Source organism: Priestia sp. P5 (genome assembly GCF_029522155.1).
Classification (GTDB): domain Bacteria; phylum Bacillota; class Bacilli; order Bacillales; family Bacillaceae_H; genus Priestia; species Priestia megaterium_E.
This window is the reverse complement of the sequence record NZ_JAKWFJ010000001.1, coordinates 1,327,330-1,352,395: the sequence shown is the minus strand read 5'-3', so window position 1 is coordinate 1,352,395 and position 25,066 is coordinate 1,327,330. Positions and strand designations below refer to the sequence as shown.

Here is a 25,066-nt window from a genome sequence, read left to right as displayed (position 1 = left end):
TGTCAGTAATACCTAAACGCTGTGCAGCAGTATGCGATTTGGTTTTAGAATTGATATGATATTTCTATTGTTTCTCTATAAAAACTGAACTACTTGGATTTTTTCTATGCCCTCTTTATTCATCTGGCACATACTCTAAAATGTCACCTACTTGTCTTAGACATAGCTCATTCCAAATATTCTTCCGCTAGGGTGCGTTTTAAATAACGAGCCATTCCGGTTTTCATTTTCCGAAATCCTGCTCTTTTATAAAACTCGTCATTGCCTGATGTGGATACAAGATGAACACATGAAATATCATCAAGCTGAGCAAGCAGGTTTTCTATAATTTGCTGTCCGATTCCTTTGTTTTGATACTGCTCGTCAACCACAACATCATAAATCGCAGCATTAAACACACCGTCTGAAAGAGCTCTGCCAAACCCTGCTATGTTATCTTCATCATAAGCAATCGCTACTACGTTGCTTGATTGAAATACTTTTTTTATTTTTTCATCATCATGGTTCTTCCACCCTACGGAGTGGTAAATTTCTTTCATTCTCGACCACTCAACATTTTCTATAGAACTGGAAAGGGAAATTTTCATAAAACCTACTCCTTTTATTTTTATATAAACTATTTCTGTTTTCAAAAACAAAAGTCCTTGGTGGATCATTCATTTATCTTTCAAATCATAACGAGTATTAAGGGTATAAAAACATATATTCAATATATAAATGTAGACAAAAATAAAAGTTCAAATCATATCCGATTTGAACCTAAAATAAATACTCAATTTATAGACTCCCTAAAAAATGAATAAACTTCTTAAGACTTTGAGAACGCTGCTTTCCTTTCTTTACTACAAAATCAATTTGAACGTCTTCTAAAAGCTCTTGATAGTGAATGCTTTGTATATCACTACGAGAATTTACTACGCTAGCGGGGACTACACTCATTCCAAGTCCATCACGGACGCCTTGTAAAATAGCTTCTAATGAATCGAATTCCATAATATTGGCTTTATGTATATGATGTTCTTTTGAAAACTCTAATAGTCTGTTTCTATAGATGCAGTTTACATCACTATTGATGAGTATCGTTGGTTGGTCTTTTTCTTCCCTAGCTTCATGTAGAGGTGAGATAAGCACCATTTTTTCTGCATAGTGATAAACCGTTTCAAACTGAGCCTCATTATAGGTACCGCTAAGAAACAGTCCGTCAATTTCTCCGTACGAAAGCATTTCTTGCAAGACTTGTTTTCTATCTGTTTTTATTTTAACTTCAATATTTTGGTGTTCTTTCAGAAAAGATGAGAATAAAGAAGGAATTTTAATAGCAGAAACCGTCTGCGAAGCCCCGATAATTAAAGATTTTCTAAACTTGTTGGGATTAACTTCTGCCTTAGCCTCGTCCATTAACAATAAAATACGCTGGGCGTAGTTAAACAAAGCTTCCCCTTTACCTGTTAACGTGACTCCTCGATTCGTACGTATCAATAATTTGGTGTCTAACTCTTCCTCTAGATTTTTAATCCGCTGGCTAATATGCGGCTGCACATATCCTAATAACTCCGCAGCTTTTGATAGTGACTTTGATTCTGCGACACATTTAAAAATTCGTAAGTCTTGGCTTTCCAATCTCAATTCCTCCGTTGATATCATTTTAAATGATACCTCTCTTAGTATTACCTATTATATCCTTTTTCTCATCGAAGATATAATAAAAGATGTTAAGAGAAAGGAAGGTTTATAGAAATGATCGATTTTAAAAATAAAGTATTTATTATTACGGGCGGCGGCACTGGCGTAGGTAAAGCAACCGCTTTAAAGTTAGCCGATAAAGGCGCAAAACTTGTGATAAACTACAGCAACTCAGAAAAGGAAGCTAAAAAAGCTGTGGAAGAGATTGCTGAAAAAGGCGGCATCGCGTTTGCTTTTAAAGCGAATGTAGCCAACGAGCACGAAGTGAATGAAATGATTCATCAAACGATTGCACAATTTGGACGATTAGATGGTTTAGTGAATAACGCTAGTATTACCGCTCAAATTCCCATGCATGACTTAGAGTCTGCAACGGATGACGTATGGGACTCTTTATACGATGTAAACGTAAAAGGCATGTTTCACTGTGTAAAAGCAGCCGTTCCACATATGAAAAAGCAAAAGTCAGGGGCGATTGTTAATGTAGGAAGCGTTGCGGGTACAACCGGCATCGGCTCGTCTATTCCCTACGCAGCAACAAAAGCTGCGATTCATACGATGACAAAATCGTTAGCGATCGCACTGGCACCCCATATTCGAGTAAACTGCATCTCTCCCGGTGCAGTCGACACAAGGTGGTGGTCTGGCAACGAAGATAAAATGTATCAGCTGGCAGGAAATTTACCTCTTCAGCGCATTTCTTCTCCCGAAGATATCGCAGATGCTATTCTGTTTCAGTTAAAGCAAGAGTCCGTGACCGGCCAAGTGTTTACGATTGATAACGGACAAACTCTTTAAGCATATATGAATATTCCTAAAAAACAAACCCCGCTACTAGCAAGAACTAATAGTGGGGTTCTAACAAGGCTACTGATTTTATCATTCTTTCCCCAGTGAAAACCCTTCAAACAGCCGGCCCCCATGTGGTTCTAACACTTTATCCACCAGTTGAATTACTTTATCTTTATTTCCTGTTTTATAAAAGGTATCAAATGCCTCCACAAACTCTTTACTAAAGCGTTCATTATAGTGATTCAAAGACCGTACAATCCATTTAGAATCCCCGATCCAATGACCGTTTGTTCTTAACACAAATTCGTGCGTTATGTAAGCGAGCGTGTTGGCAATAAAAAGTGCTTCACCTGTATTTGAAGAACCAATTAAATCATCCAAGGCATCGCTTATAAAATATCTTTTTAAGCTAATCGTCTCTTCCGGCCATTTTTCCGGGCCTTTTTCTAGTAATTGTTTCGCTTCTTTTTTTATAGACTGCACGACTCCTTTATCCGCTAAAATAATTCCCTCGGAAATCATTCTTGGCAGTGACGGTCTAGCCCTCTTACAGTCGCTTTTAAAAAAGGCTTGGTATGAAGTCAGATTATGGGCAAAAACTTCAATGGCCCATCCAAATTCAATGAGTGATTCTCTAAAAGAAGAAGTAAAATCCTCATCAAAAATAACAAGATCAAGGTCGGACGTATGTGTAGCTTCTCCTCTCACCACGCTTCCGGCGAGTAATGCGCCTTGACAATTAGGGTAATGCTTAGAAATAAATCGTGTAGCTGCTTGCAGCGGTTCTAACTTTTTTAGCTCTTTCATCGTATTCCTCCAGAAAATGATATCTGTATTGTTTTTCTGGTTAGGGAGTGGAAATTCCTTTAAAAATAAGTGCTTATTTATTTAACCTTCCTGAACATGTGTACCGTATTTCCTTTTAGTTACCATCATTTAAATGACTAGTAGAAACGATTGCTGCTCTCCATACATTCATAAATGACTCTTTTATCCAAATTACCTCTTGCCTTAAAGTCAACTTTAACGACTAAGCTAGTTTTATAGTTTTTAAAATACAAAAAAGGGGAAATACAATGATGATTAAAAGAATGACGGTGCAGCTTTCTGGAGGACTTCAAGCTAGACATACGGCTTTATTTGCACGCGAAGCTTGCTCGTTTCAAAGTGACATTTTTCTTGCGAAAGATGGAAAATGTGTAAGTGGAAAAAGTATCATAAAGGTCATGGCTTTAGCTGTTAAAAAAGGAGATGAAATAACGTTACTGACAAATGGAGCGGATGAACACGCCGCAGCTCGCGCCCTTGAAGAGTTTCTTTTAACTAAACATAGATAAAAAGCTGCTACACTATCCCTTACTCTCTTTTTTCATAAAATCATAGAAAGCAAAATTTTTTTTAAAAAAACTCTTGCTTTAAAGTCGACTTTAACGTTTAAGCTAGTGTTGTAGCTTTTAAATACATCAAATGACGAAAGGATTGTGTTTTTACTTATGTGTAATCAACATATAACAACATCACGTGTTTTAAGTGCGCCGCATGCAAAGGCAAAATTCGAGAACACGACAATTGAACGCAGAGAACTGCGAGCAGACGACGTTTTAATTGATATTAAGTTTAGCGGTATCTGTCACTCTGATATTCATAGTGCATTTGATGAGTGGGGCGGCGGGATGTTCCCGATGGTTCCTGGTCATGAAATCGCAGGAATAGTTGAAGCGGTTGGAGAAAACGTAACAAAATACAAGGTTGGCGATCGCGTTGGCGTTGGATGTTTCGTTGACTCTTGCGGAGAGTGCGAGTACTGTGTAAACGGTGACGAGCAATACTGTACAAAAGGCGTTGTTCAAACGTATAATTCATTGGATTATGACGGAAACCGTACATACGGCGGCTACAGCCAAAAAATCGTCGTAAAAGAAGGATTCGTTGTTCGTATTCCTGATAATTTAAGTATGGATGCAGCAAGTCCTCTTCTATGTGCAGGGATTACAACATTTTCTCCGTTAAAGCACTGGAATGCTGGTCCTGGTAAAAAAGTGGCGATCGTGGGAATGGGTGGTCTTGGACATGTAGCGATTCAATTTGCACATGCAATGGGTGCTGAAGTGACGGTATTGAGCCGTTCTAACAATAAAAAAGAAGAAGCTCTAAGCTTTGGTGCAGATCATTATTTTGCAACAAGTGATGAGGCAACGTTCACTGAATTAGCAGGTCGCTTTGACCTTATCTTAAACACGGTATCGGCTAACCTGAACGTGGATCAATACTTATCATTACTTCGCGTAGATGGAACGCTTGTTAACGTTGGTGCACCGGCTAACCCAGATCAATACAGCGTATTCTCGCTTATCATGGGACGTCGCAGCATTGCGGGTTCACTTGTAGGCGGCATTCGTGAAACACAAGAAATGCTTGATTTTGCGGCTGAACACGGCGTTGCTCCTATGATTGAAGTTATCCATGCAAATCAAGTAGACGAAGCGTACGAGCGCGTTCTTCGCAGCGACGTTCGCTATCGATTTGTTATTGATATCTCTACACTGTAAGTTTAGAAGAAAAGCGGGCAGCTAATTGAATTAGCTGCCCGCTTTTTATTCTTTATAAAATAAGAAAAACAAACGATAAATTAGGCTTTAGATGAAAGTTCTTCCTGATACTTTTGTTCTAATTTATCATAGTAGTCAATTTTCGTTTCAACTTTTCTAAAAGCTGCGTCCAGCTCTCTTTGTTTTTCCATCATTTTCTCTCTATGCTTTTCAAATATCTCCTTGCGCAAACCGATTGTATCATCACCTTTCTGTGTTAATTCAACAATCTTACGCAATTCTAAAAGAGAGATGTCCGTTTTCCGTAAGCAAATAATAAATTCTAGCCATTCGATATCGGACTCGCTAAAAATACGATTCCCGTTTTCATCTCTTTTTATAAAAGGCAAAAGCCCTTGCTGTTCGTAGTATCGAAGCGTGTGCGTAGGCAGCCCTACCTTTGCAGCGGCCTCTTTAATATGATATTCCATTCCACTATACCCTCCATCGCCATTCTTCGTGCGGCGTTCGCTTTATGTATCTAAGCTTCCCTTTTCACGGGTGCTTTCAACTCATTTTCTAGGTTTCTACTATACAATATATATAATAGATTCCGCTATTTTCTTTGCTATGAGGTAACTGTATAAATAGTATCATAAACACTAAAGTAAACGTTAAGGCAACTTATAAAGAGCTGCCGTGAAGTCAGCAGCTCTTTTCATTTTTATATAAAATACGATTAATCTGCGGCCATCACTTTACTTAGTTCATTTAATAAATAATCAAGGGTTTGACTGATTCGAACTGTATTACGACTTGTAAGACCTTCTGTAAGTCCTAACATAACCATGTGCTCTCTTGCTGTTTCGATTTCTGTCATTAAGACTTGCATGACAACTCCTTTATACCACTTCACAGCTCATCACCCCTTTTTACTATACATATATCTCATATGCGGTAATCTTAAACCTATCATACAGGTTTTTGGGGGTGAATAGCGAGTTTTAGACCTTCAACAGTTGTATTTTTTATAAAGTAAATATACTAATATACTTATTGAAATAGAAAGTATCACTCCACTTTCTGCTAGAAATTAAGAAAAAGGCCTCCCAAATGGAGGTCTTTTCTTATTTCTTATAAAGCAGTCTAATACAAAGCCTTAGCCTCTAAAATATTCTCTATAATACGAACCTTTCTCACACTCTATCTCATAGCGCAGCCTAGTTTGCTTTCTGTAAAGCTCTTCGGACAGCTCATTAAATTCACCTTCTGTGATAGATCCATGAATTAAATTGTTGAATAAATTATTAAGATGTTCAGTTAATTCTTGAAGTTTTTTTTCTTTCAATGAACGTCACCCTTTAAAATAATTTTCATCTTCTAAAATTATATCAAATAAAACGTTTTCATACGATATATTTTTTACTGAATTATCGTATTAAAGTGATGAAAGTATTTTTTAACGACCAAAAAACAGGCGAAGAGCTCAGATAAATCATTAATCACATGATTTCAGCAAAAAATAAGCGCATAAAGACCGCGGACAAAAAGGCAAATGGTATCAACCGTTTTGACAAAAGCATAGGATGAAAAGAAAAATCAAACGAGAAAAGGAGAATGAGTATGCACTATACACCTTATTATCATCAGTGGCAGACCCCAGTGTACTACGGCTGGCACCCATATAGTTATTATGTGCCGAATCACTATCACACCAGCGAACAATTTCAGCAAAGAAACGGTAAATTAAAGGACTACGGCCCAAGGCCGTTTGTTATTAACATTAATGAAGCGTCAAAGCAAAACAATACGTACCGCACTGCTTTATGGACGGGAACACATTTACAAGTGACGTTAATGAGTCTCAAGCCCGGTGAAGATATCGGCTTAGAAATCCACCCTAACGTTGATCAATTTCTGCGCATTGAACAAGGGCAAGGCGTTGTTCAAATGGGCAAAAGTAAAAACAACCTAACCTTTAAACGAAAAGTCTACGATGATGATGCGATATTTATCCCTGCCGGAACGTGGCATGATCTCACTAATACAGGTACCACTCCGCTAAAGCTTTACTCCATCTACGCTCCTCCAAACCATCCGTTTGGCACAGTTCATGTGACAAAAGCAAATGCCTTAGCTGAAGAACATTAACTAACATAAGCTCGCTAGAAAATCGGTGTACTGCGTTTTCTAGCGGGCTTTTTTTAACTTGCTATACATAAAGGATTTTATAGCCAAGGAAAGAATTAATTATAGAATAAACTAATCTTTTTAAACAGCTTAAAATAACTGAAAGGCAAACGGGCTATGAAATTATTTTATAAAATTCCCAAATCAAACGTAAATCCTTCTCTTAAACTAGCAAGAAAAATTCTATATGTATCTGTAGAAGCAGTCATTATGACCATGCTTGTGATTAAATCTTTTACTGTGGCCTATGAAAACGACATAAATTTAATTCTCAGGCAGCTAAATGAACTAAAGCTTCGATTGGCGGATTTGGCATAAACGAATCGTTATTTTGGTTTATGATAAAATGCAGTATTGGTACCATCGTTACATTTGATATTTGCTTATATTTTCGAAAAAAGCTAAAAAGAAACAAAAAAGAGTTATGATTTATACGCTAAAGCCTTTACATTGGACCGCTGTTAATTTCCGTGCAAGGCTTCGCTTTCCGCGGGCGGACGATGAGCCTCCTCGTCGCTTGCGCTCGTGCGGGGTCTCATCCCTTCCGCTTTTCCCGCAGGAGTCTTCGCCTTGCCCTCCAATTAACAGCTAGAAGCATCTAAACACATGAAACCTACGTTCACCGTACCAATAAAAAAACCCGAACAAGTTGGTTTCACATTCAAGAATTAAACTCGTTCGGACCTTTCTTCTACTAAATTACTTTTGCCCCAGCTCCATTTTAAATAGAAAAATAATAAAAGTAGAGGCATATCACGCCTCTACTTTCTGTTTAGAAATCTACATCGATATCTTCTTGAATGGTTCCGGTCACTTTTTCACTTTTAATTAACTGACCTTCTTTAAATGTTTCTTCTTCCTCATTTTTAACGGGTTTCAGTTGCTTATAAGAAGGAGCTGACGCAGAGCCAAGCTCTTTTTTAAGCAAATGAATTTCGCCTAACAGCTCGGTTCTTAATGAATGGACTAACGATTGAAAATCTTCTTCCCTGCTGTCTTTCTGCCCGTTTTGTTCCACAAGCTTCGCTACATAATCCTGAAGTTCATTTGCCTGCTTAGACTCATACTCCTCACGATTTGCAGCAAGACGTGAATTCATTTCTTTTTTTAGTAAGTCAATTTCGCCCAACAGCTCTTTTCGAAGTGAATGAACGAGCGTTTCTACATCCTCTTCTTTACTCGTTTTTTGCAAGTCTTGCTGTATGAGTCTTACTATATAGTCCTGAAGCTCGTTTGCCTGCTGTTTTTCTTTCAGAAATGAAGACACTTCTGACGGAATGTTAGCAGTTTCAATTGTAAAATTTGCACGTTCATCTCTATTACTTACGGTCTTTTCCCTTACTCCCATCATATCTGCTGATAGATTCCCAGCTGTCAGAAACGCATTTGATAGTAAGTAAAATGGTGCAGCCATTTGGGAGCTTAGCTGACCGTACCAATCGTCTAATGCTTCCTTAAGGCGAGTGTTTTGATGACTCATATATGCTCCCCCTTTTTAAACGTGAACCGCTGCGTTTGTTTCATGTCTGCTTAAAATTTCAAGACCGTATAAATTTAATTTGCGTGTCTCCGGCAAGAAAAGATGATTTTCTTCTCTAATTTCTTCCCCGTACATGTTATCAATCTGCTCTGCAATAAACTGTTGAAGGATAGGAGCCAGTCCTCCAATATAAATATATTTATAGACTTTATCTTTTGGCGATGGAAATAGATTTTCAACTTTCGTTAATAAAATTTGCGTGTATTCTCTAAGCGAAGCGTGAATAGGCTCCGTGAGATCTACCTTTTTCCCGCTATTGCCGTCTCTTTGCTCCATTTTTGCTTTATGGATATTGGCAATAATAAATTCTTCTAATGAACGAACATCATCAAAATACTCAAGCAGCTTTTCATTTCTTAGCTTTTCAATATGCTTCAAATATGAAATATCCGTAAGACACTTCAACGAATTTCTGCTTTTAGGAGCTTGAAGTCCTGCAGGAAGAAGCGCAAGGTCAACCGTACCTCCTCCCAAATCTACAATTAGCGTTTCAAAATGTTTGAATGCATTTGCTTCTTCTCTATCTTGTAATTCAAAATCTTTTTTGATCGCCCAGCGAGCCACTTCGCTTTCAATACGGCATTTGCTCGTTTCAATGTTCACAGTGAGCGTTTTTTCTAACCCAGGAGTCAATACCGTAACCGTATGCTCTCCTTGAAAACGTTCGGCCATCTTCTGCTGCATTTCACTGAATTTATTTGTTTTCTTAAGCAGCCAAATCGGAAGCATAGTCGAGAAATAATTAATCGTCACACTATTATCCTCTTTGTCTTTTCCTTTAAGTATGTTGTAATAAGCAACTGAAGCTAAAAACATCACATAAGGAATATCAGATTCAGTTTTATTATGTAACTTATTAATATGGATATTGCCTAGCACGTGCTTCTCTGCTGCGTCTCCTACTAAATAATACTTTTCTACTCCTTCGATTGTGGTAGAAATCAGTAAATTTTGAAGAAGTAATTCCGGTTCATTTACACTTGAAGGAAAATGACCCTCTGCCTGATCTTTTGTGATTTCTACTACGTTTGTAGGAATTTCATAGTAATAACCATCCACTAGCGTTTGAAAAATTGAGTTACCAAAATCAACGTTTTGACGTTTGATATCCATCCTTGTTTCTCCCCTTTATCTTTTCGTGACAACACTAATAAGTATATATTTTCCTCATTTGTTTGTCTAAGTATTTAAATAATTTATGTTATTCGAAATTGACAATTAATTAATTTTAGACGGCTAATGTAATTGAAAAGCACTTGAGATGCTTCTTTTTACCAGTACCCATTTTTACAAGGAATGTAACATGTGACGCTGTGACTTCCCCTTAATTTTTTTGCAATATAAGCCCTCCAATCACCAGCTAGAAGCAGCCACAGCCACATACATGAAACCTGCGTTCACCATAACAACAAAAAAATCCGAACCATCAATCAGATTAATAGTTCGGATTTAACGTCAACTAAAATATTTTTGTTCCAGCCTCTGGGCTTTTTTATTTATTAATAACGCCATTTGTCTTTTTTTCTTTGCGGATTTTCTGTCATTTTGCTAAAGCCTATTTCTTCAAGGCCTTTTTCTAACGTCGCTCTTGTTTTGATTGTTCCAAAATCGACGCCTAAATCCACAACGGTTTGCGCGATTTCTGGACGTATTCCGGTAATCATCGTTTTAGTGCCGATAAGCTGTAAGGCTTTTACAATTTGAAAAATATTGTCCGCTACCATCGTATCGACGATAAGAACACCTGAAATATCAAATATTAAATAACTCAGCTGCAGCTGAGCGCTTTTTTCTAAAGCCGTTTCCATAATAAGCTGCGAACGATGCGTATCAATTTGTCCAACGATCGGCATCACAGCGATTCCTTCAGAAAGGGGAACGATGGGAACTGATAATTCTTCTAGCGCTGCGTAAGCGCGTTTTATGGTTTCCGTATTATGTTCTTCATAGATTTCGACAAATATATGATTAAGCTCATCAAGCATCGGATCAATTTTTTTACTTACATCAAGCATCGTAATAGGAGCAAACTGCTTCTGCTGCAACTCTTCTGTAAAAACACCCCATATCACTGTTCGAAACAGCGCGAGCGATTTTAACGTTTGACTCAAAGAAAGTCCGTTTTCCACAGCCACTTTTCCTATATCTGTACCCCACTGAACGATTTTCTTTAAAACGACCGAGTGCTCTTCGAATAGCGACTCGCCTAAATACTCAATGAGTTCTGCTCTCCATTTTAAAACTTCGCTTTCTTCGTGGTAAACAAGCTTCCGCTTATATTCAGAGTCCATCAGATCAGAAAATTGTATCGCTAATTCCTGTTTATTATCGATAATTTTCTTCCCTATATATAACAACTCATCCCTCATTTTTTTCTTTATCTCCTTTAGTTAGCAGAATTAACGATTACATTTTATAACAATAGTTATATCACATACAATATAAAAATATAACCGAATTAAAAAAATTGTTAAGCCCTCCCTATTTACTTTTATCCCTACTCTTCTAATCGGTATAACTACCACGAACATGATTGAAATTTCAGCGTTTGGGTAAAAAAACTATTAAGAATTAATTTCTATACTTATAAGGGGGATTTTTCAATGAGCAAACATAAAGGAACCGTTAAATCATTCAACGAATCAAAAGGATCTGGATTTATCACACCCGAGGACGGATCAAAAGAAGTGTTCGTTCACTCCAATGCGATCGACCGTGAGGAATATAAAAACCTGTCAGAAGGTCAAAAAGTAGAGTTTGAAATTCAAGAAGGAGCTAAAGGACCCAGCGCTATAAAAGTACACCCAGTAGACTGATAGAGTGGTTATTCATGTAGTATTGATTAGCAAATACAAAGTTTCAGGCAGATTTCTCCATCAATCTTTTTGAACAAAAAATACCTCTTAGACTTTTTCCTAAGAGGCGTTCATTTATATTATTTCTATTAATGTCGGCCGGTCTGCGCTTGGGCAATAACCTTTCCATCTGAACTATAAACAAATACAACAGCTAAGGAATTGTACGGGTCTTTATCCCATAATTGACTTGTATAACATGACGTCTCCCCTTTGTTTACCATGCCGTTTCCACCGGAACTGTTACAGAATGTTCTAGCATTAGAGGAACTCGAAGAGCCTTCATATCTGTACGTTCCGACGTTTGCATACCCGTCGTAAGGGGAGTTATTATAAAATTTTACATATCCCCATGCTGTATGGCAATAAGCGCTTCCCTTTAACTGCACATAACCGATTTTTACACCGCTTTTATAAATATACTTCGTTTCATAAGTAATGGGACTTTTGCTTGCACATCCTGTTGTGTATGGATTTGAACCATCATACGATAATGCAGATGCCTTACCCGTAGGTCCAACGCCAAGAAATAAACCAAAAATCAGGAAAAAGAGAACTCCGATATTAAAGACTTTCTTCATCAAAAACCATCCTCCTTTATTTCGTTGACAAACACAACTATCATTTTATTTTAATTTGCAGAATTTTACATCAAACTATACTACTGTTACATCATAATAAATAGCCGTGTTTTTCTGGAGGAATATGGTTTAAGCTAGTTATTTTTGCTGATAAGGCCTGCCATCCTGATGAGCTATATAACAGATTGCTTCCTATTTGGGACCGCAACGTAAATCATGAGAATATAAACACGCACAACAAACAAAAAAGCGCGTTTTGAAAAAGAGAATTCAAAATGCGCTTTTGCTATTTTATATGGTTAATCTTTTCGTGTTGGACAAAATGTTTACTACTAATCTGCTGCTAAAGCTATCTTGCTTAAAAAGTACACTTTTTCTCAGCTATCACTATCCGCTTGCGTCGAAACTTGCCAAGTTACTCCGAATTTATCTGTTACCTGTCCATATAACGGACTCCAAAAAGTTTCTTGAAGCGGCATGATTGCTTCGCCGCCTTCTTGCAACTTTGCGAATATTTCTTTTGATTTTTCCGCATGATTTACCGTGATGGCTAAAGTAACTTGTGATCCAAGCTGATAAGGCTGACCTGGAAACGTATCAGAAAACATCAGGTCAGTATTGCCAACTTTTAAATGTGCATTTAATATAAGGTCTTTGGCTTCTGCTGGAATAGGAGACTCTGGATTTTGGGGCATCTCTCCAAAAGTTTGAACACTAATCACTTGTGCATCTAACGCATTCTCATAAAATCTAACTGCTTCTTGACCATTCCCATTCAAAACTAAATAAGGGTGGATTCCTAAAATCATACTGAGCACCTCTTTTTACATTTTGTGTTACTATTTCCTTTCTATTTATACAACAACCATATTTCTGTATCCTGCTCTATTCAACCAATAATTTCTAAAATGATGCGCTTTATTTTTGCTTAACATCCCCGTTAGTGTGTGATATCCATAACAAACTAACTCTTGAGTACTTTCTCAAACAAGAAGCTACCTCGCTCCAATGCCAATGAAACGAGGTAGCTTCTTTTATACATAATTAATCTTAGTTCTGCACTTTACGGCCACTTCTTCTCAAATTAAAGTTATTTCGTAAAGACTTATCCCTTTTTCATTGCTTAATTCCGTAATATTCTTCAAGCGTAATTCCTTTACTCTTAATCGCCTGCGCCACTGGTTTGCCTACATATCGCAAATGCCACGGCTCATATTTATAGCCGGTTACCGCGTCTTTCCCTTTTGGATAACGAATAATAAATCCGTATTCTGCTGCGTGGGCATCGAGCCAAGTTGCTTCTTTTGTTCCGCCAAAGCAGTCTTGAGCAGCACATGTACCGTCTCCTTTTGTTACATCAATTCCAAGACCCGTTTCATGTTCACTCGTGCCTGGCAATGCGCTATAAGTTGCCGCTTTATCATAACCGTCTCTTTGAACATACGAACTAAAAAGCGCGCTTTGCGTTGCATGTGAACGGTAAGCCGAGACGCCAAGAAGGGTAACGCCTTGTTTTTTCGCACCCGCAAACAACTGTGCAATAGCAGCGGCTGCTTCACTGCGCATTTTTTTCTTTTCCGTTTGTTCTTTGAATGTAAATGGAATCGTTGTATATACTAAATCTTTCGGAACGTAGTTTTCCGGAAGCTTGTTTTGTTTATTCACAACAACTTGGATGCTTTCAGGGTTCGAAACCACTTTCATGTCAGCTAATGCTCGTACGTATTGACCGCTTACATAGCCAACTTTACCTTGATACGTAATTTTCAGCCAGCCGTTTGCTGCTTTAGCCGTTACGTCTAGCTGTGTGCCGGCTTTAAGTGTTGCGATAACCGCACCAGAAGTTGAAGCAGTTGTTCGAACATTTAAATTCGCCGTTGCCACATAGACAGAAGCCTCCGGAGTTGGAGCTGGAGCCGGTTCAGAAGAACCCGTTGATTCCTTTACGTACTGCGTGCTCACGTAACCCGTTTTGCCTTGATAGCTCACTTTTAGCCAGCCGTTCGCTGCTTGTTCTGTCGACGTTAGCTGCGTGCCTTGTTTGACCGTTACAACAATCGCGCTTGACGTCGATGGACCGCTTCGAATATTTAAATTTGCCGTTGTTACATAGGTTTTGGTCGTTGAACTCGCTGACTTTTTAACATACTCACTGCTTACGTAGCCCGTTTTGCCTTGATAGCTTACTTTCAGCCAGCCGCTTGCTGCTTGTCCAACTACCGTTAGCTGCGTGCCTTGTTTGACCGTTGCAATAATCGCGTTGGACGTCGATGGACCGCTTCGAATATTTAAATTCGCTGTTGTTGTATATGTTTCCGCAGCTGCGCTTGCTACAGTTGGCTCACCCGTAAAATGTAAAGAATGAAGACCTAGAGTTCCTGCCCCTACAAGTGTAAAAGCAAGACCTGTTACCGCTAATTTTTTGTAAAATCTTTGTTTGTTCACTTCTGTCATTTTTTATACCTCATTTGCAAAATATAATAGAAATATATGCTGCTAGTTTAATAGGTTAAGTGAAAACAGGATCCGATGTTTAAGCTCAACCTTAACTAAACAACATTAAGTAAAATTATTCGACGTCTAGAGGCTTACCATTACTTCGTTCCAGCTAGCACGTACTTTTAGAATACCGGATAATCGTGTCAAAAGTATATCAAAATATTTCAAACTTGTTTCCAAACTGATACATTTTCAACAAAAATAGAATAATAGAGCAAAAACAGCAAAAAAACCCTTACGTTTACGCCCAACTGCTTAGGGTAAAAAACAATTAAAAACAAAGATTGAGATGGTGATAAAATGAACACGGCAACGGATTTTTCCTCAACTGCGTTTCGAGAACCTCACACATTAAAACAGCATATTTTTGATACGCTTCATTTCTACTACCCCGCTTGTATTGACAAGAAAAACGGCGGGTATATCCATGAATACTACGACGACGGCACCGTCAACAACACGCATTCAAAGCACTTGGTAAGTACGGCGCGCTTTATTTATATCTTCAGTGTAGGAGCCCTTTTAGACGGACCGGATTGGTGCAAAGAAGCAGCTCAGCACGGCATTCGTTTTCTACAAAACAACCATTATGATAGAGAGCATGGCGGGTATTTTTTTGAAATAGCCGATGACGGAGAAGTAAAAGATGATTCTAAACAAGCATATGGCCACGCTTTTGCTCTTTTAGCTTCTTCCATCGCATATCAAGCCAGCATTTCAGAAGCAAAAGAAACAATTGAACAAGTATATGACGTGATGGAAAAGTACTTTTGGGAAGATGCGCACGGCTTTTATCGAGACGAATGGGACGCATCGTGGTCAGCTTCTTCTTTCTATCGCGGCCAAAATGCAAATATGCACATGTGTGAAGCGATGCTTTCTGCCTTTGAAGCAACAAGAGATAAAAAATACTTAGACCGAGCGTACACGCTTGCAAAAGGCGTTACGCAGCAGCTTGCTGAACGATCTGGAGGCATGATTTGGGAGCATTATGATACAAACTGGCAGCCGGATTGGGACTACAATAAAAACAATACAAAAGATGAATTTCGTCCGTACGGCTTTATACCAGGACATCAGTTTGAATGGAGCAAGCTGCTTTTATGGCTTGATCGGCACCGTTCGGAAAACTGGATGACAGAACGTGCAAAGTATTTGTTTGATAAGGGCTGGAACCTAGGCTGGGATGCTAAGTACGGAGGTCTTTACTTTGCGCTGTCTCCTCAAGAAGAGGTCATTGACCCGGATAAAAACTACTGGGTGATGGCCGAAGCCATTTCTGCGGCTTCACTTCTCGGGGTGAAAACCGCAGACAGCGGATATTGGAAAGCATACGACGCCCTGTTCTCCTACTGTCAGAAACACTTTATCGATTACACACATGGAGGCTGGTATCAGCTGTTAAATCAGCAAAACGAACGCTACAGCTCGAAAAAAAGCCCGGCTCCTAAAGCCGATTATCACCCTGTGGCAGCCTGCTATCAAACGCTGATAGCGCTGAATTCTCGTTAAGATCACAATAACAAAGAAACCGTTTTCTTCCAGATGCGTTTATTTTTTTTATTTAAGGGAATTTACTTACTAACAATCAATGTTTCTACAATTCAGAAAAAGCTCGACTATATATATGCAAGGAGTGAGGACGATGTATTTTTACGCGTTAGCACAAGGAACAGATTCTGGAGATCCAGTAACACTGCATCATGAGAAGAAATTTTCGAAAAAAGAATTTTTAGAGATGTTTAATGAAGCATTAGATGAGTTGGATACGCATCCAGCTCCAAGCGCTGTCGGTGAATACCTTTGCCGTGCGTACGGATTTCAAGAAATTGAAATCGAGACGGGAGTTGTGTGCTACTGCGCTCCTTTTAGAAAGCTAGACGACTCGGATATTATAGAAGATCGTACGTACATGGACGCCACGACCGGAACACTAAAATACAACTAATCAAAAAGAAAGGTTGGATGCGTGTGAAGACCGTACAGAACATTTATCGAACGAGTGAAGCTGTACCAGAATCGGGCGCTTACATTTGTGCGGAAGGTGAAATTAAACTCTTTCAAAAAGATGATCTTTTTACACCTTGCCCACACACACGTGAATCAACGACGTGGAAGCCTGTAGATGATGCCTTTTCAACCGGAGAATTGGTTCCGCAAACCGGTCGCTATACCGACGAAAACGGCAATCAAGTAAAGCTAAAAGAAAACGATTTATTTCCAAGATGCCTTCGTTCAGGTGAGCCTACGACGTGGAGGCGAGGATAACAAACAACAAAGAGGCTGGGACAAAAATATTTTAGCCCAAGTGAAAAACGAACCATTAATCAACATGTTTGATGAGTGGTTCGTTTTTTGTGATGGTAAATATAGTTTGATCTATTTTGTTCCTTCTAGCAGTTGATTGGAGGGCAAGGCGAAGACTCCTGCGGGAAAAGTGGAACAGATGAGACCCCGCAGGAGCGCAAGCGACGAGGAGGCTCAGCGGCCGCCCGCGGAAAGCGAAGCCTTGCACGGAAATCAATTGCGGTGTCATAAGCAGGCCAGCTCATGTATCTCATTTGTTTGCCTTTAGGTTGGATTCATTTAGTTATGTCTCAACCTCTTTTATTAAAGCTTATTTAAAAAATGAATTCTTTTTTCTTCCTTTTAACAGATCGCCCGTCCATCCTTTCATTCGTAAATAGAGATAAATGGCCACGGTCGAAAGGACAATTAAAATGAGTGCGTAGATATAACCGAATTTCCAATCAAGCTCTGGCATCCCTTTGAAGTTCATTCCCCAAAGGGCTCCAAAAGCGGTTAAAGGTGTACTAATTGCTGTTAAAAGCGTTAAAGCTTTCATAATCTCATTTCCTCGATGAGTAGACACAACTTCTTCTAATTTAATTAACGCGTCAAATTCTTTTTGATATTGTTCAATCAGCGTTAAGCCAATTTCAATTTTTTTACACATCCGCTGATATTCGACCGTTTGGGTAATTTTTTTATGAAACGCTTCTTCTATTCCCATGGTGACTTCTCGAACAGAACTGATTAAATTTGTCCATATAAGCAGATCATAGCGCGCTTTGTGAATTTCATCTAACACGTCGATGTTATTATTATGGCGCACTTCCCACAGAAGCTCTCTGAAATGACTTTCAAACTGATCAAACCCATTTAAGTGTTTTTTCATAATTTCGCCTAAAAGAATAAAAAAACTTTCCGCTGTGTTAGCAGACTGCTTCATGCGTTCAATCATTCGTTCATGATTGGTGTTCTCGAGGATTTTCAAATCGATTCCTGCCGTTATAATAAACTCCTCGGTAATATAAAAATGAAACGAATCGTAATTTTTTTGATCAAACGACTTCTTATGATAAATTAGTGAACCATAAATAAGCTCACTTTCTCCTATTACATCTACTTGAATATGATTAGAATTTTTCTTTTGAAGCTGCTGGCAAAACCATTCATCTCTTGGATACTGATAGTCTTTGATTATATCAGCTATTCCATCTGCTTCTTCTAAATCAAACTGATACCATTTCCACTGATCGTTCGTCACGGTATTCATACTTTCCCTCTTTCCCCTTTTATTAGAATTTTTCCCTATATACAATCACTTAAAACCTAACACAAAAAATAAACATACATTTCATATCCATCTTTATAAAAAAGGTGCTATAATAAATACGTTGCGCACCTGCGTGATGCTTTATCAGTTTGAGAGGAGAATAACAGTGAAGAAAGATATCGCTTTACGTTCTTATCTGCTAGAAAGTGCACCAACTATGACGGAAGAATGGTATGAATCTTTGGACAAAAAATCTTCTGAAGGCGTATATACCTCTAATGATCCTGACGTCATTCAACGCTTAAAAGCGCAAAACTATGAATTTCATTTATATATTAGCAACGTCTTTATAGAAGATGAAAAAAGCTTTTTTGAATCTTTTAACACGTGGCTAAATAAAGTTGCCAAAGACCAACAGCATCTCAGAACCCCCATTCAAAGTATTATTAAAGAATTTATGAACGTCCGCAAACAATACTGTGAGTATATTCGCCGGTTTGCAGAACTTCATGATGACATCACTCAGCAGCACCTCGATGTTTGGAATGAAAAAGTAGTAAGGGTATTTGATATTATTATTTTAAAATTCATTACAGAAGCGCAGGAATATGCCTCAAACCGCCTCCGCTCTCAGCAGGAAATGATTCATGAATTAAGTTCACCTGTTATTGTGATTAAAAAAGACGTGGCTCTTTTGCCATTAGTCGGCGATATTGATACGGCAAGAGCCAAAATGATCCTAGAAAGCACGTTAAAACAGTGTGCAGAGAAGCAAATCTCTCATTTGTATATTGATTTGTCAGGAGTTGTGATGATCGATACAATGGTCGCGCACGAGCTGTTTCAGCTGATAAATGCGCTTGATTTAATCGGCGTTAAATCGATTTTATCGGGCATTCGTCCTGAATTAGCCACTACTGCGATGCAGCTTGGTTTAAATTTTGACCATATACGAATTAAATCGAATCTTGCTCAGGCATTAGAAGATGATTCAAAAATTGTAATTGCTTCTAGCACTCATTAATATAGGGATACAAACAAAAAAACAGCCCGAGAAGGCTGTTTTTTTATTTTCTATGATGAATGTTTTCAGAACCTGATTCATCTTTCGTTTTCGTTTTATTCTTCTCTTCTTTTTGTTCAAGTCTTATGTCTTCCAACGGCATAGGATCGACCGTTTCTTCTTCTTTAAAACGTTCAAACAACGTTTCGTCTTGATCTGTTACACGCTGTTCCGTTTCATCTCTTTTTTTTGGTGTATTTGAAATAGATCTTTTCTGGCGTTCTCCCATCTTTTCTCCTCCTTTATATAGGTGAAGCAATTATGTGTTCATGAAATCTCCACCGTTGACATGAAGCGTTTGACCCGTCATATAAGATGAATCATTTGAAGCTAGCAGCACATAACAGCCCACGTGCTCCACAGGATGTCCAGGTCTGCCCATCGGCGTATCTGTACCGAATTCTCCTACTTTATCACCTGAGAAAGTAGATGGAATAAGCGGTGTCCAGATTGGTCCCGGTGCTACGGCATTAACGCGAATGCCATCTTTGACAAGCGCTTGCGCCATACTGCGCGTAAAGCCGTTAATTGCTCCTTTTGTCGCCGTATAATCGATCAGCTGAGGATTTCCGCGGTAAGGATTAATCGACGTTGTATTAATGATCGCACTGCCTTTTCCTAAGTAATCAAGCGCTTTTTTCGTAAAATAAAAGTATGAATAAAAGTTTGTTTTGAACGTTCGTTCAAGCTGTTCACTCGTAATTTCTTTAATGCTTTCTTTTGGGTGCTGCTCTCCTGCATTGTTCACAAGGATATCAAGCTTTCCAAGCTCACTCACTGTTTTTTCTACCGCTTCGTTACAGAACGATTCGTCTCCTACGTCTCCCGCAATCAGCAGGCATCTTACACCTTCTTCTTCAATGCGGGCTTTTGTTTCCTCGGCGTCGCTATGTTCGTTTAAGTAAACGATGGCTACGTCCGCTCCTTCTTTCGCATAAGCAATGGATACAGCTCGTCCAATTCCGCTGTCTCCCCCAGTAACTAGCGCTACTTTTCCTTTTAATTTTCCTGTACCAATGTAATTGTCATCCTCATAAATAGGGAGAGGATTCATCTCACTTTCGATACCCGGCTGGCGGTCTTGCGTTTGCTCGGGCTGGCCTTGTGTTTGTTGATCTTGTAAATTCATTTTAATCTCCTCCTATTTTTGATGGAACTTTTTAGTATAGTCTAGGTTTAGCCTTCTGTTTTGAAGTTCAAACATCTTTTTTTAAAAATTTATGATGTTTCTATTCTCTTTTACTATCTGAGAAAATTCATAGAAAACAAGTTTAAAGTTGGAAACAAAGGCTACAGAATGAGTAGAAGATGTATTTCAGAAATATCTTTTATCAGGAGGTTTGGTTGGTGTATGAAACACATCCAAGTAGCAAAAAACCAAGAGGAGGCAACCTGCGTCATCCATTCTTTTTTAAAAAAAGGATTTACAAGCAAAGATATTTACCTGCTGGCCTACGATAAAGAATGGGCTCATAATTTAACGGACGCAACACGCACCAAAAAATATAGAATGGCAGAGCAAGGTATTTTTGAAACAGCGGTCAATATGCTTCTTTCAAGAGAAGATGAGCTTCTTTCAAAGATGGCTTCGCTCGGTTTATCTAACCGCGAGGCAAACCGGTATATAGAAGAGATGAAACAAGGTCATATCGTGGTGATTGGCGCACAGAGTCAATCCATTCCCTACTAAAATAGCGGAAACGTTTTTTATCAGCTTATAAGGGTATTTAGTAAAATAAACCATTTTTATCAAGGAAGGAAGTTATGACAATGTTAAATTATTTAGGTATTCATATAGGCTCTCTTTACTTTCCTACAAGTATTCTTCTTATTACACTTCTTGTATTAGCAGGATTTTTTATTTATTTCTTTTCTAGAAAAAGAAAAAATCGACAGCAGTCACGTGATCATAATGAAAAAGCGTGAAGTCAAGCTCCACGCTTTTTCATTATTTACGGGATTCTTTTTGCAAAGGCGATTTTTCAATGGAACGCGTAAAGCGGTAAACATCAAGTTCTTGTCCTACCTCTGAAGGCAAATACCCAAACGTTGTGAAGCTGTCCACTGATTCCGGCTCAAGCGATAGAGACAATAAATTGTTTTGAGGCTGAGATGTTAAAAAGACGTAGCTTCCTTTTGGGAACGTCACCGTTTTTTGCTTCACGATTGTTTGCACGTCTACATTTGGTTTGTTTTCGTAGGCTTCATTTTCAATGCGGCTGCTCACATTATACGCTTCTACTGAAAGAGCTGTTTCTTTCGTTAACTTGAAGCCTTTTACCCCTTGTCCCTGCAGTTTTGCTGCTAAATCTTCATGTCCTGGCTTTAAAATATAAGCAGTTGGACGTTCGCGGACAAGCGTCGGCGTTGCTTTCTTTGCACTGTAGTACGTCACAGGAATCTCTTTAACAGACGCGCTTTCCACATCAACCATTTCTAACGTGGAGTTTGGTATTTTTTTATTTTCGCTGTTCACAACAATTGGGTCATGGTCATTTACATTTTTTCCTTTTTTGACAAGCGCCGCTTTTTCTTTTTCAATCAGCGCTTTAATTTGTTTGGCATGAGCGGCTGTTTGCGTAATCAGCTTTTCTTGCGTAGCAATTTGCGCACTCACTCGCCGCGGAAAATCTTCTCGTCCAATGCCAATTCCTCTGCTTTCCACTAAAAACGAAAACGATGGATACAAGCCTAGTGAGTTTCGGCCAATTCGCGGTTCAACTGAGCCTTCTTCTACTTCAAGCTGCCCTTGTTTATTCACTTGAGACGTATAGTATACTTCTCCTGAATATCCTTGCTTTTCAATTGCTGTAAGCGTGCTGTTCACAAACAGCTCATCAGAAACGTCGCGAATGCGCTGCGGAATATTTAAGTTTCGACCGGACTGCAGTAAAATATCGTGATACTTCCACACGCCTTCTTTACCGATATTTTTAAATCCGCTGCTGTACGGCGTATATTCATGAGCGTCAATGACGACTTCTGGTGAAAAACGGTTAAATTCAGCTCGTACGCTTTGCACTTCCGGACTTTCAAGCTTTATGTAGTCGCGGTTTCCATCTAAATTATTTGCTAGCTGACGCTTGAATGCATAAGATCCGTCTGGATTAATGCGCGGCACAATCACGATGTTCACTTTATTTAACACATCTTTTCCAAAGTCTTCTGTCAAACGCGTTGCCACAGCGAGTACGGATTCACCGCTTGCCGGTTCATTACCATGAATTTGACTTTGAAGCCAAATCGTTGGCTTTTTGGATGTCTTTCCATCAGCAAACTTCTTTTCCTTTGAAAAATATAGAGCCGGAATGTCTCGTCCTTGCTGTGACTTTCCGATAATCTTCAGCTTTACGTACGGACTTTTATGAGCAAGCTTTTGGACATAGCTCATCATTTCTTCTTGAGTCGTAAATGCGTCTTGTCCTTTCATAAATGCCGGCGTTGCTTCATTCACCTTTATTTCCGGATAAAGCGCTTTAATTTTTTCCGGCTGACTATAGTCTTTTCCGTAATAAGGCATCTCAGCTTGTACCGCAAGCGGCGACAGCAATAATCCAATCGACAAAATCGCCGGCACGGCCGTTCGTTTTACAGTTTTTTTCATTCATTTACTCCTCCCCATCCCTTTAGTTAGACATTTTAAATTTTTAAAATATTTAAAATGTTACATAAATAATTATACCGTTTAAGGAAATAACTTCAAGATAAGGAAGATGAACCTTTTTAACTATTTTAACGTAGGAGACGAGTTCTTTTTTATAACAAAAAGATTGGGACATAACACAATCAATTCAATATGAAGACGACCAATCAGGGTAAATGATCTAAACCGCTTTTCCCGCAGGAGTCTTCGCCTCGCCCTCTAATCCACTGCTAGAAGCAGCTGCATACATAAAACCTACATTCACCGTGATAATAAAAAACACGAACTATTAATCAATGTTTGATCGATAGTTCGCGTTTAAAATTAACTAAGATACTTTGGTCCAAGCTTTTACTCTATCACAAAGTCCGCTTCTGCTTTTACCACTCCGTTTACAATAACAGACAGCGTATGCGTACCGCTGTAATGTTTTCTTGTGCTTAAATCTTTAAACGCATGCTTTCTTGTGACTGTCAGCGTTTGGCCTGCTTTTGCTTGAACATTTTTTAGCATAAACACTTTTTGAGTGCGGTTTCCTTTTGCTTTTACGTAATGAACTCCGTACTCTATGCGAAGCGGCATGTTTTTTTCTACCGATAGTTCAAAGGAAAAGTTAATGCTATCACCTATCGTAATGACATGCGGCTGTAAGCTAAGCTCTGTGACAATTACGCCTGGGTCATCTCCATAGCCAAAAAGAGACAGAGCTTCAGGGTCTCCTTTTTTCAGCAGTGAACGGCACGCATGTTTAACAATCCAGTCGGTTTTAACGTCTTTTCCGTACCAGCTTTTCATCACATTAAGCATCCAGTCTTTTTCTATGTAAGAAATATCATTTAAATGATTGGCTACGCTTTTGCGAACATAAAGCGATTCATCGCATTTTAACTGCTCTAAAATCGGCAGCGTTTGTTTTGGATCTTGCTTTAACGCAGGTACTGATTGTCCCCACGGAAGTCTAGGCCGGCTCCCTTCGCTTGCTAATCTGCGAATATGATGGTTTTCATCTCCTGCCCATTCAATCATTTGCTGGAGCATTCGTTTTTGATCTTGAATTAAAAACGGACGCACCGCAAATTCTGATGTGGAAAACGGCGTAAAAAAAGCGAGTGCTTTTATTGAAGCTTCCCAAGCGTTCAATCCGTACAGTTCAACATAATCTGGAAAAATCGTGCCTTGAAGTCCTCCTACCGTTGGAGCCACTTTATAGAGAATATGAAGCGCTTCTTCATATTCTGCAGGAAGCACTTCATGCATGGAAAGCGTAATTCTTCTCATGCGCTCTTTCAGCCCTAAGTCTTCCCAGTCTTGTTGAAAAACCAGCTCATGAAACGCTTTTTGATCAAATGAACTCATTTCACGTAAAAAAGTGTCGCTCAAGTGCGTAATCAACTCTTTATTAAATACGCTTTTACGTAACTCTTCAGCCATACTTATCCCTCTTTTCCAGGCAGTATTTTATTTTCTTTTGAATAAAGCGCCCGCTCGTACATGCCTTTTTTAAAAATTTGCATGAACAGCTGCTTATTTTTAACTTCTTTAAATCCGTACTGACTGTACAAACCGTGAGCATCTTTTGTAGCGAGTAAAATTTTTCGTACGTGTTGAATCGGCTGATAGCGAATCATCTCTTGTATCAGCGCTTTTCCTAGCCCGTTGCCTCGCGCGTGCGGAAGAATAAACACATCCGCCAAATAAGCAAACGTCGCAAAATCTGAAATAATTCGTCCAAACCCTACTTGTTTATCGCACTCATCATACACGCCAAAACAAACGGAGTGTTCAATAGACGTTTGAACAAGATGAAGCGGAATTCCTTTTGCCCAGTATGATTCATGATGAAGGTACGAGTAAATGACATCTATATCAAGCTTTTCTTTATCTGTATGTATGGTAAACTGATGATTTTCTTTCATGCTGCATCCTCCTTGCTTCTCTATCATAGCACAAATGTTCGCCATAGAAAAAAGCCTTTTATAGAGAAAAGGCTTTTTTCGTTAGTATGATATTTTTTTAGTAACGGAAGGTTTTTTTCGATAGCGTCTTCCCACTATGTAAATAAGCGGACTGCAAATAAATCCAATATGCTCTCTCCTTTTACGTCCTTCTCTTTTATCTCTTCGGTTAACATAT

General features: G+C 38.8%; 30 protein-coding genes. 12 read left to right on the top strand and 18 right to left on the bottom strand.

The genetic code is table 11. The features are described from left to right. Positions 1-167 precede the first annotated feature (167 nt). Together MMB69_RS07260 and MMB69_RS07255 are read right to left on the bottom strand one after the other, a co-directional pair. Positions 168-587 (bottom strand): GNAT family N-acetyltransferase, encoded by a 420-nt coding sequence (locus MMB69_RS07260; RefSeq protein WP_269871260.1) that lies wholly within the window; start codon positions 585-587, stop codon positions 168-170. A 190-nt stretch (positions 588-777) separates the two neighbouring features. Next, the gene (locus MMB69_RS07255) at positions 778-1,620 is read right to left on the bottom strand and encodes a LysR family transcriptional regulator (RefSeq protein ID WP_277447479.1); all 843 of its coding nucleotides are present in this window, start codon (positions 1,618-1,620) and stop codon (positions 778-780) included. A 117-nt stretch (positions 1,621-1,737) separates the two neighbouring features. Here MMB69_RS07255 and MMB69_RS07250 point away from each other — a divergent pair, with 117 nt between their 5' ends. Then, the gene (locus tag MMB69_RS07250; RefSeq protein ID WP_277447478.1) at positions 1,738-2,481 is read left to right on the top strand and encodes an SDR family NAD(P)-dependent oxidoreductase; all 744 of its coding nucleotides are present in this window, start codon (positions 1,738-1,740) and stop codon (positions 2,479-2,481) included. 81 nt (positions 2,482-2,562) lie between these two features. On the opposite strand, the gene MMB69_RS07245 is transcribed toward MMB69_RS07250, so the two are convergent. Next, positions 2,563-3,282, bottom strand: coding sequence for a nucleotidyltransferase domain-containing protein (locus MMB69_RS07245; RefSeq protein WP_264408156.1), 720 nt, complete (start codon positions 3,280-3,282; stop codon positions 2,563-2,565). Positions 3,283-3,551: 269 nt separating this feature from the next. Here MMB69_RS07245 and MMB69_RS07240 point away from each other — a divergent pair, with 269 nt between their 5' ends. Together MMB69_RS07240 and MMB69_RS07235 are read left to right on the top strand one after the other, a co-directional pair. Further along, positions 3,552-3,812 (top strand): HPr family phosphocarrier protein, encoded by a 261-nt coding sequence (locus MMB69_RS07240; RefSeq protein ID WP_221785400.1) that lies wholly within the window; start codon positions 3,552-3,554, stop codon positions 3,810-3,812. A 156-nt stretch (positions 3,813-3,968) separates the two neighbouring features. Then, positions 3,969-5,024, top strand: a complete 1,056-nt coding sequence (locus MMB69_RS07235) for an NAD(P)-dependent alcohol dehydrogenase (RefSeq protein ID WP_277447477.1) — start codon at positions 3,969-3,971, stop codon at positions 5,022-5,024. An 80-nt stretch (positions 5,025-5,104) separates the two neighbouring features. On the opposite strand, the gene MMB69_RS07230 is transcribed toward MMB69_RS07235, so the two are convergent. The 3 genes from MMB69_RS07230 to MMB69_RS07220 all read right to left on the bottom strand — a co-directional run bounded on the left by MMB69_RS07230 (position 5,105) and on the right by MMB69_RS07220 (position 6,351). Continuing rightward, positions 5,105-5,494: a MerR family transcriptional regulator gene (locus MMB69_RS07230; protein ID WP_221785399.1), complete on the bottom strand. Its 390-nt coding sequence runs from the start codon at positions 5,492-5,494 to the stop codon at positions 5,105-5,107. Between the two features lie 248 nt (positions 5,495-5,742). Then, entirely contained in the window at positions 5,743-5,919 is a 177-nt protein-coding gene (locus MMB69_RS07225) for an aspartyl-phosphate phosphatase Spo0E family protein (protein WP_223260221.1), read from the bottom strand. Between the two features lie 243 nt (positions 5,920-6,162). Beyond that, positions 6,163-6,351, bottom strand: a complete 189-nt coding sequence (locus MMB69_RS07220) for a hypothetical protein (RefSeq protein ID WP_013058178.1) — start codon at positions 6,349-6,351, stop codon at positions 6,163-6,165. Between the two features lie 275 nt (positions 6,352-6,626). Between MMB69_RS07220 and MMB69_RS07215 the strand changes: the two genes are divergently transcribed. Beyond that, positions 6,627-7,154: a cupin domain-containing protein gene (locus MMB69_RS07215; RefSeq protein WP_221785398.1), complete on the top strand. Its 528-nt coding sequence runs from the start codon at positions 6,627-6,629 to the stop codon at positions 7,152-7,154. An 811-nt stretch (positions 7,155-7,965) separates the two neighbouring features. Here MMB69_RS07215 and MMB69_RS07210 read toward each other — a convergent pair. The 3 genes from MMB69_RS07210 to MMB69_RS07200 form a co-directional block, all read right to left on the bottom strand. Continuing rightward, positions 7,966-8,673: a hypothetical protein gene (locus MMB69_RS07210; RefSeq protein ID WP_221785396.1), complete on the bottom strand. Its 708-nt coding sequence runs from the start codon at positions 8,671-8,673 to the stop codon at positions 7,966-7,968. A gap of 15 nt (positions 8,674-8,688) precedes the next feature. Next, the gene (locus MMB69_RS07205) at positions 8,689-9,846 is read right to left on the bottom strand and encodes a ParM/StbA family protein (protein ID WP_221785395.1); all 1,158 of its coding nucleotides are present in this window, start codon (positions 9,844-9,846) and stop codon (positions 8,689-8,691) included. A gap of 386 nt (positions 9,847-10,232) precedes the next feature. After that, positions 10,233-11,102 (bottom strand): STAS domain-containing protein, encoded by an 870-nt coding sequence (locus MMB69_RS07200; RefSeq protein WP_277447476.1) that lies wholly within the window; start codon positions 11,100-11,102, stop codon positions 10,233-10,235. A gap of 234 nt (positions 11,103-11,336) precedes the next feature. On the opposite strand from MMB69_RS07200, the gene MMB69_RS07195 reads away from it, so the two are divergent. Then, entirely contained in the window at positions 11,337-11,549 is a 213-nt protein-coding gene (locus MMB69_RS07195; protein ID WP_033580178.1) for a cold-shock protein, read from the top strand. Between the two features lie 128 nt (positions 11,550-11,677). Here MMB69_RS07195 and MMB69_RS07190 read toward each other — a convergent pair whose 3' ends face one another. The 3 genes from MMB69_RS07190 to MMB69_RS07180 form a co-directional block, all read right to left on the bottom strand. Continuing rightward, positions 11,678-12,169 carry a YjfA family protein gene (locus MMB69_RS07190; RefSeq protein ID WP_260506931.1) on the bottom strand — a complete coding sequence of 164 codons (492 nt, stop codon included), beginning with the start codon at positions 12,167-12,169 and terminating at the stop codon, positions 11,678-11,680. A gap of 377 nt (positions 12,170-12,546) precedes the next feature. Next, positions 12,547-12,978: a VOC family protein gene (locus MMB69_RS07185; RefSeq protein ID WP_277447475.1), complete on the bottom strand. Its 432-nt coding sequence runs from the start codon at positions 12,976-12,978 to the stop codon at positions 12,547-12,549. A gap of 307 nt (positions 12,979-13,285) precedes the next feature. Then, positions 13,286-14,623: an SH3 domain-containing protein gene (locus MMB69_RS07180; protein ID WP_277447474.1), complete on the bottom strand. Its 1,338-nt coding sequence runs from the start codon at positions 14,621-14,623 to the stop codon at positions 13,286-13,288. A gap of 345 nt (positions 14,624-14,968) precedes the next feature. Here MMB69_RS07180 and MMB69_RS07175 point away from each other — a divergent pair, with 345 nt between their 5' ends. From MMB69_RS07175 to MMB69_RS07160, 4 genes are all read left to right on the top strand, one after another. Then, complete coding sequence (locus tag MMB69_RS07175; RefSeq protein ID WP_277447473.1) at positions 14,969-16,180, top strand: AGE family epimerase/isomerase; 1,212 nt, start codon at positions 14,969-14,971, stop codon at positions 16,178-16,180. A 133-nt stretch (positions 16,181-16,313) separates the two neighbouring features. Continuing rightward, positions 16,314-16,616, top strand: coding sequence for a hypothetical protein (locus tag MMB69_RS07170; RefSeq protein ID WP_013058189.1), 303 nt, complete (start codon positions 16,314-16,316; stop codon positions 16,614-16,616). A gap of 17 nt (positions 16,617-16,633) precedes the next feature. Continuing rightward, positions 16,634-16,936 (top strand): hypothetical protein, encoded by a 303-nt coding sequence (locus MMB69_RS07165; RefSeq protein ID WP_016764991.1) that lies wholly within the window; start codon positions 16,634-16,636, stop codon positions 16,934-16,936. A gap of 132 nt (positions 16,937-17,068) precedes the next feature. Further along, complete coding sequence (locus tag MMB69_RS07160) at positions 17,069-17,206, top strand: hypothetical protein (protein ID WP_221785386.1); 138 nt, start codon at positions 17,069-17,071, stop codon at positions 17,204-17,206. A gap of 79 nt (positions 17,207-17,285) precedes the next feature. Here the strand turns inward: MMB69_RS07160 and MMB69_RS07155 are convergent, their stop codons facing one another. Continuing rightward, entirely contained in the window at positions 17,286-18,227 is a 942-nt protein-coding gene (locus MMB69_RS07155) for a magnesium transporter CorA family protein (RefSeq protein ID WP_221785385.1), read from the bottom strand. 166 nt (positions 18,228-18,393) lie between these two features. On the opposite strand from MMB69_RS07155, the gene MMB69_RS07150 reads away from it, so the two are divergent. After that, positions 18,394-19,251, top strand: coding sequence for an STAS domain-containing protein (locus MMB69_RS07150; protein ID WP_221785384.1), 858 nt, complete (start codon positions 18,394-18,396; stop codon positions 19,249-19,251). Positions 19,252-19,294: 43 nt separating this feature from the next. On the opposite strand, the gene MMB69_RS07145 is transcribed toward MMB69_RS07150, so the two are convergent. Both MMB69_RS07145 and MMB69_RS07140 read right to left on the bottom strand, forming a co-directional pair. Next, positions 19,295-19,519: a hypothetical protein gene (locus tag MMB69_RS07145; protein ID WP_028409498.1), complete on the bottom strand. Its 225-nt coding sequence runs from the start codon at positions 19,517-19,519 to the stop codon at positions 19,295-19,297. A gap of 30 nt (positions 19,520-19,549) precedes the next feature. Then, positions 19,550-20,419, bottom strand: coding sequence for an SDR family oxidoreductase (locus MMB69_RS07140; RefSeq protein WP_176343685.1), 870 nt, complete (start codon positions 20,417-20,419; stop codon positions 19,550-19,552). Between the two features lie 222 nt (positions 20,420-20,641). Between MMB69_RS07140 and MMB69_RS07135 the strand changes: the two genes are divergently transcribed. Beyond that, positions 20,642-20,980 (top strand): YflT domain-containing protein, encoded by a 339-nt coding sequence (locus tag MMB69_RS07135; protein WP_269871872.1) that lies wholly within the window; start codon positions 20,642-20,644, stop codon positions 20,978-20,980. 74 nt (positions 20,981-21,054) lie between these two features. Further along, positions 21,055-21,216, top strand: a complete 162-nt coding sequence (locus tag MMB69_RS07130) for a hypothetical protein (RefSeq protein ID WP_277447472.1) — start codon at positions 21,055-21,057, stop codon at positions 21,214-21,216. A 22-nt stretch (positions 21,217-21,238) separates the two neighbouring features. Here MMB69_RS07130 and MMB69_RS07125 read toward each other — a convergent pair whose 3' ends face one another. From MMB69_RS07125 to MMB69_RS07115, 3 genes are all read right to left on the bottom strand, one after another. Continuing rightward, positions 21,239-22,894: a M14 family metallopeptidase gene (locus MMB69_RS07125; RefSeq protein WP_277447471.1), complete on the bottom strand. Its 1,656-nt coding sequence runs from the start codon at positions 22,892-22,894 to the stop codon at positions 21,239-21,241. Positions 22,895-23,284: 390 nt separating this feature from the next. Further along, positions 23,285-24,364, bottom strand: coding sequence for a DNA alkylation repair protein (locus MMB69_RS07120; protein WP_277447470.1), 1,080 nt, complete (start codon positions 24,362-24,364; stop codon positions 23,285-23,287). 2 nt (positions 24,365-24,366) lie between these two features. Continuing rightward, positions 24,367-24,849 carry a GNAT family N-acetyltransferase gene (locus MMB69_RS07115; protein WP_277447469.1) on the bottom strand — a complete coding sequence of 161 codons (483 nt, stop codon included), beginning with the start codon at positions 24,847-24,849 and terminating at the stop codon, positions 24,367-24,369. Positions 24,850-25,066: the final 217 nt, after the last annotated feature.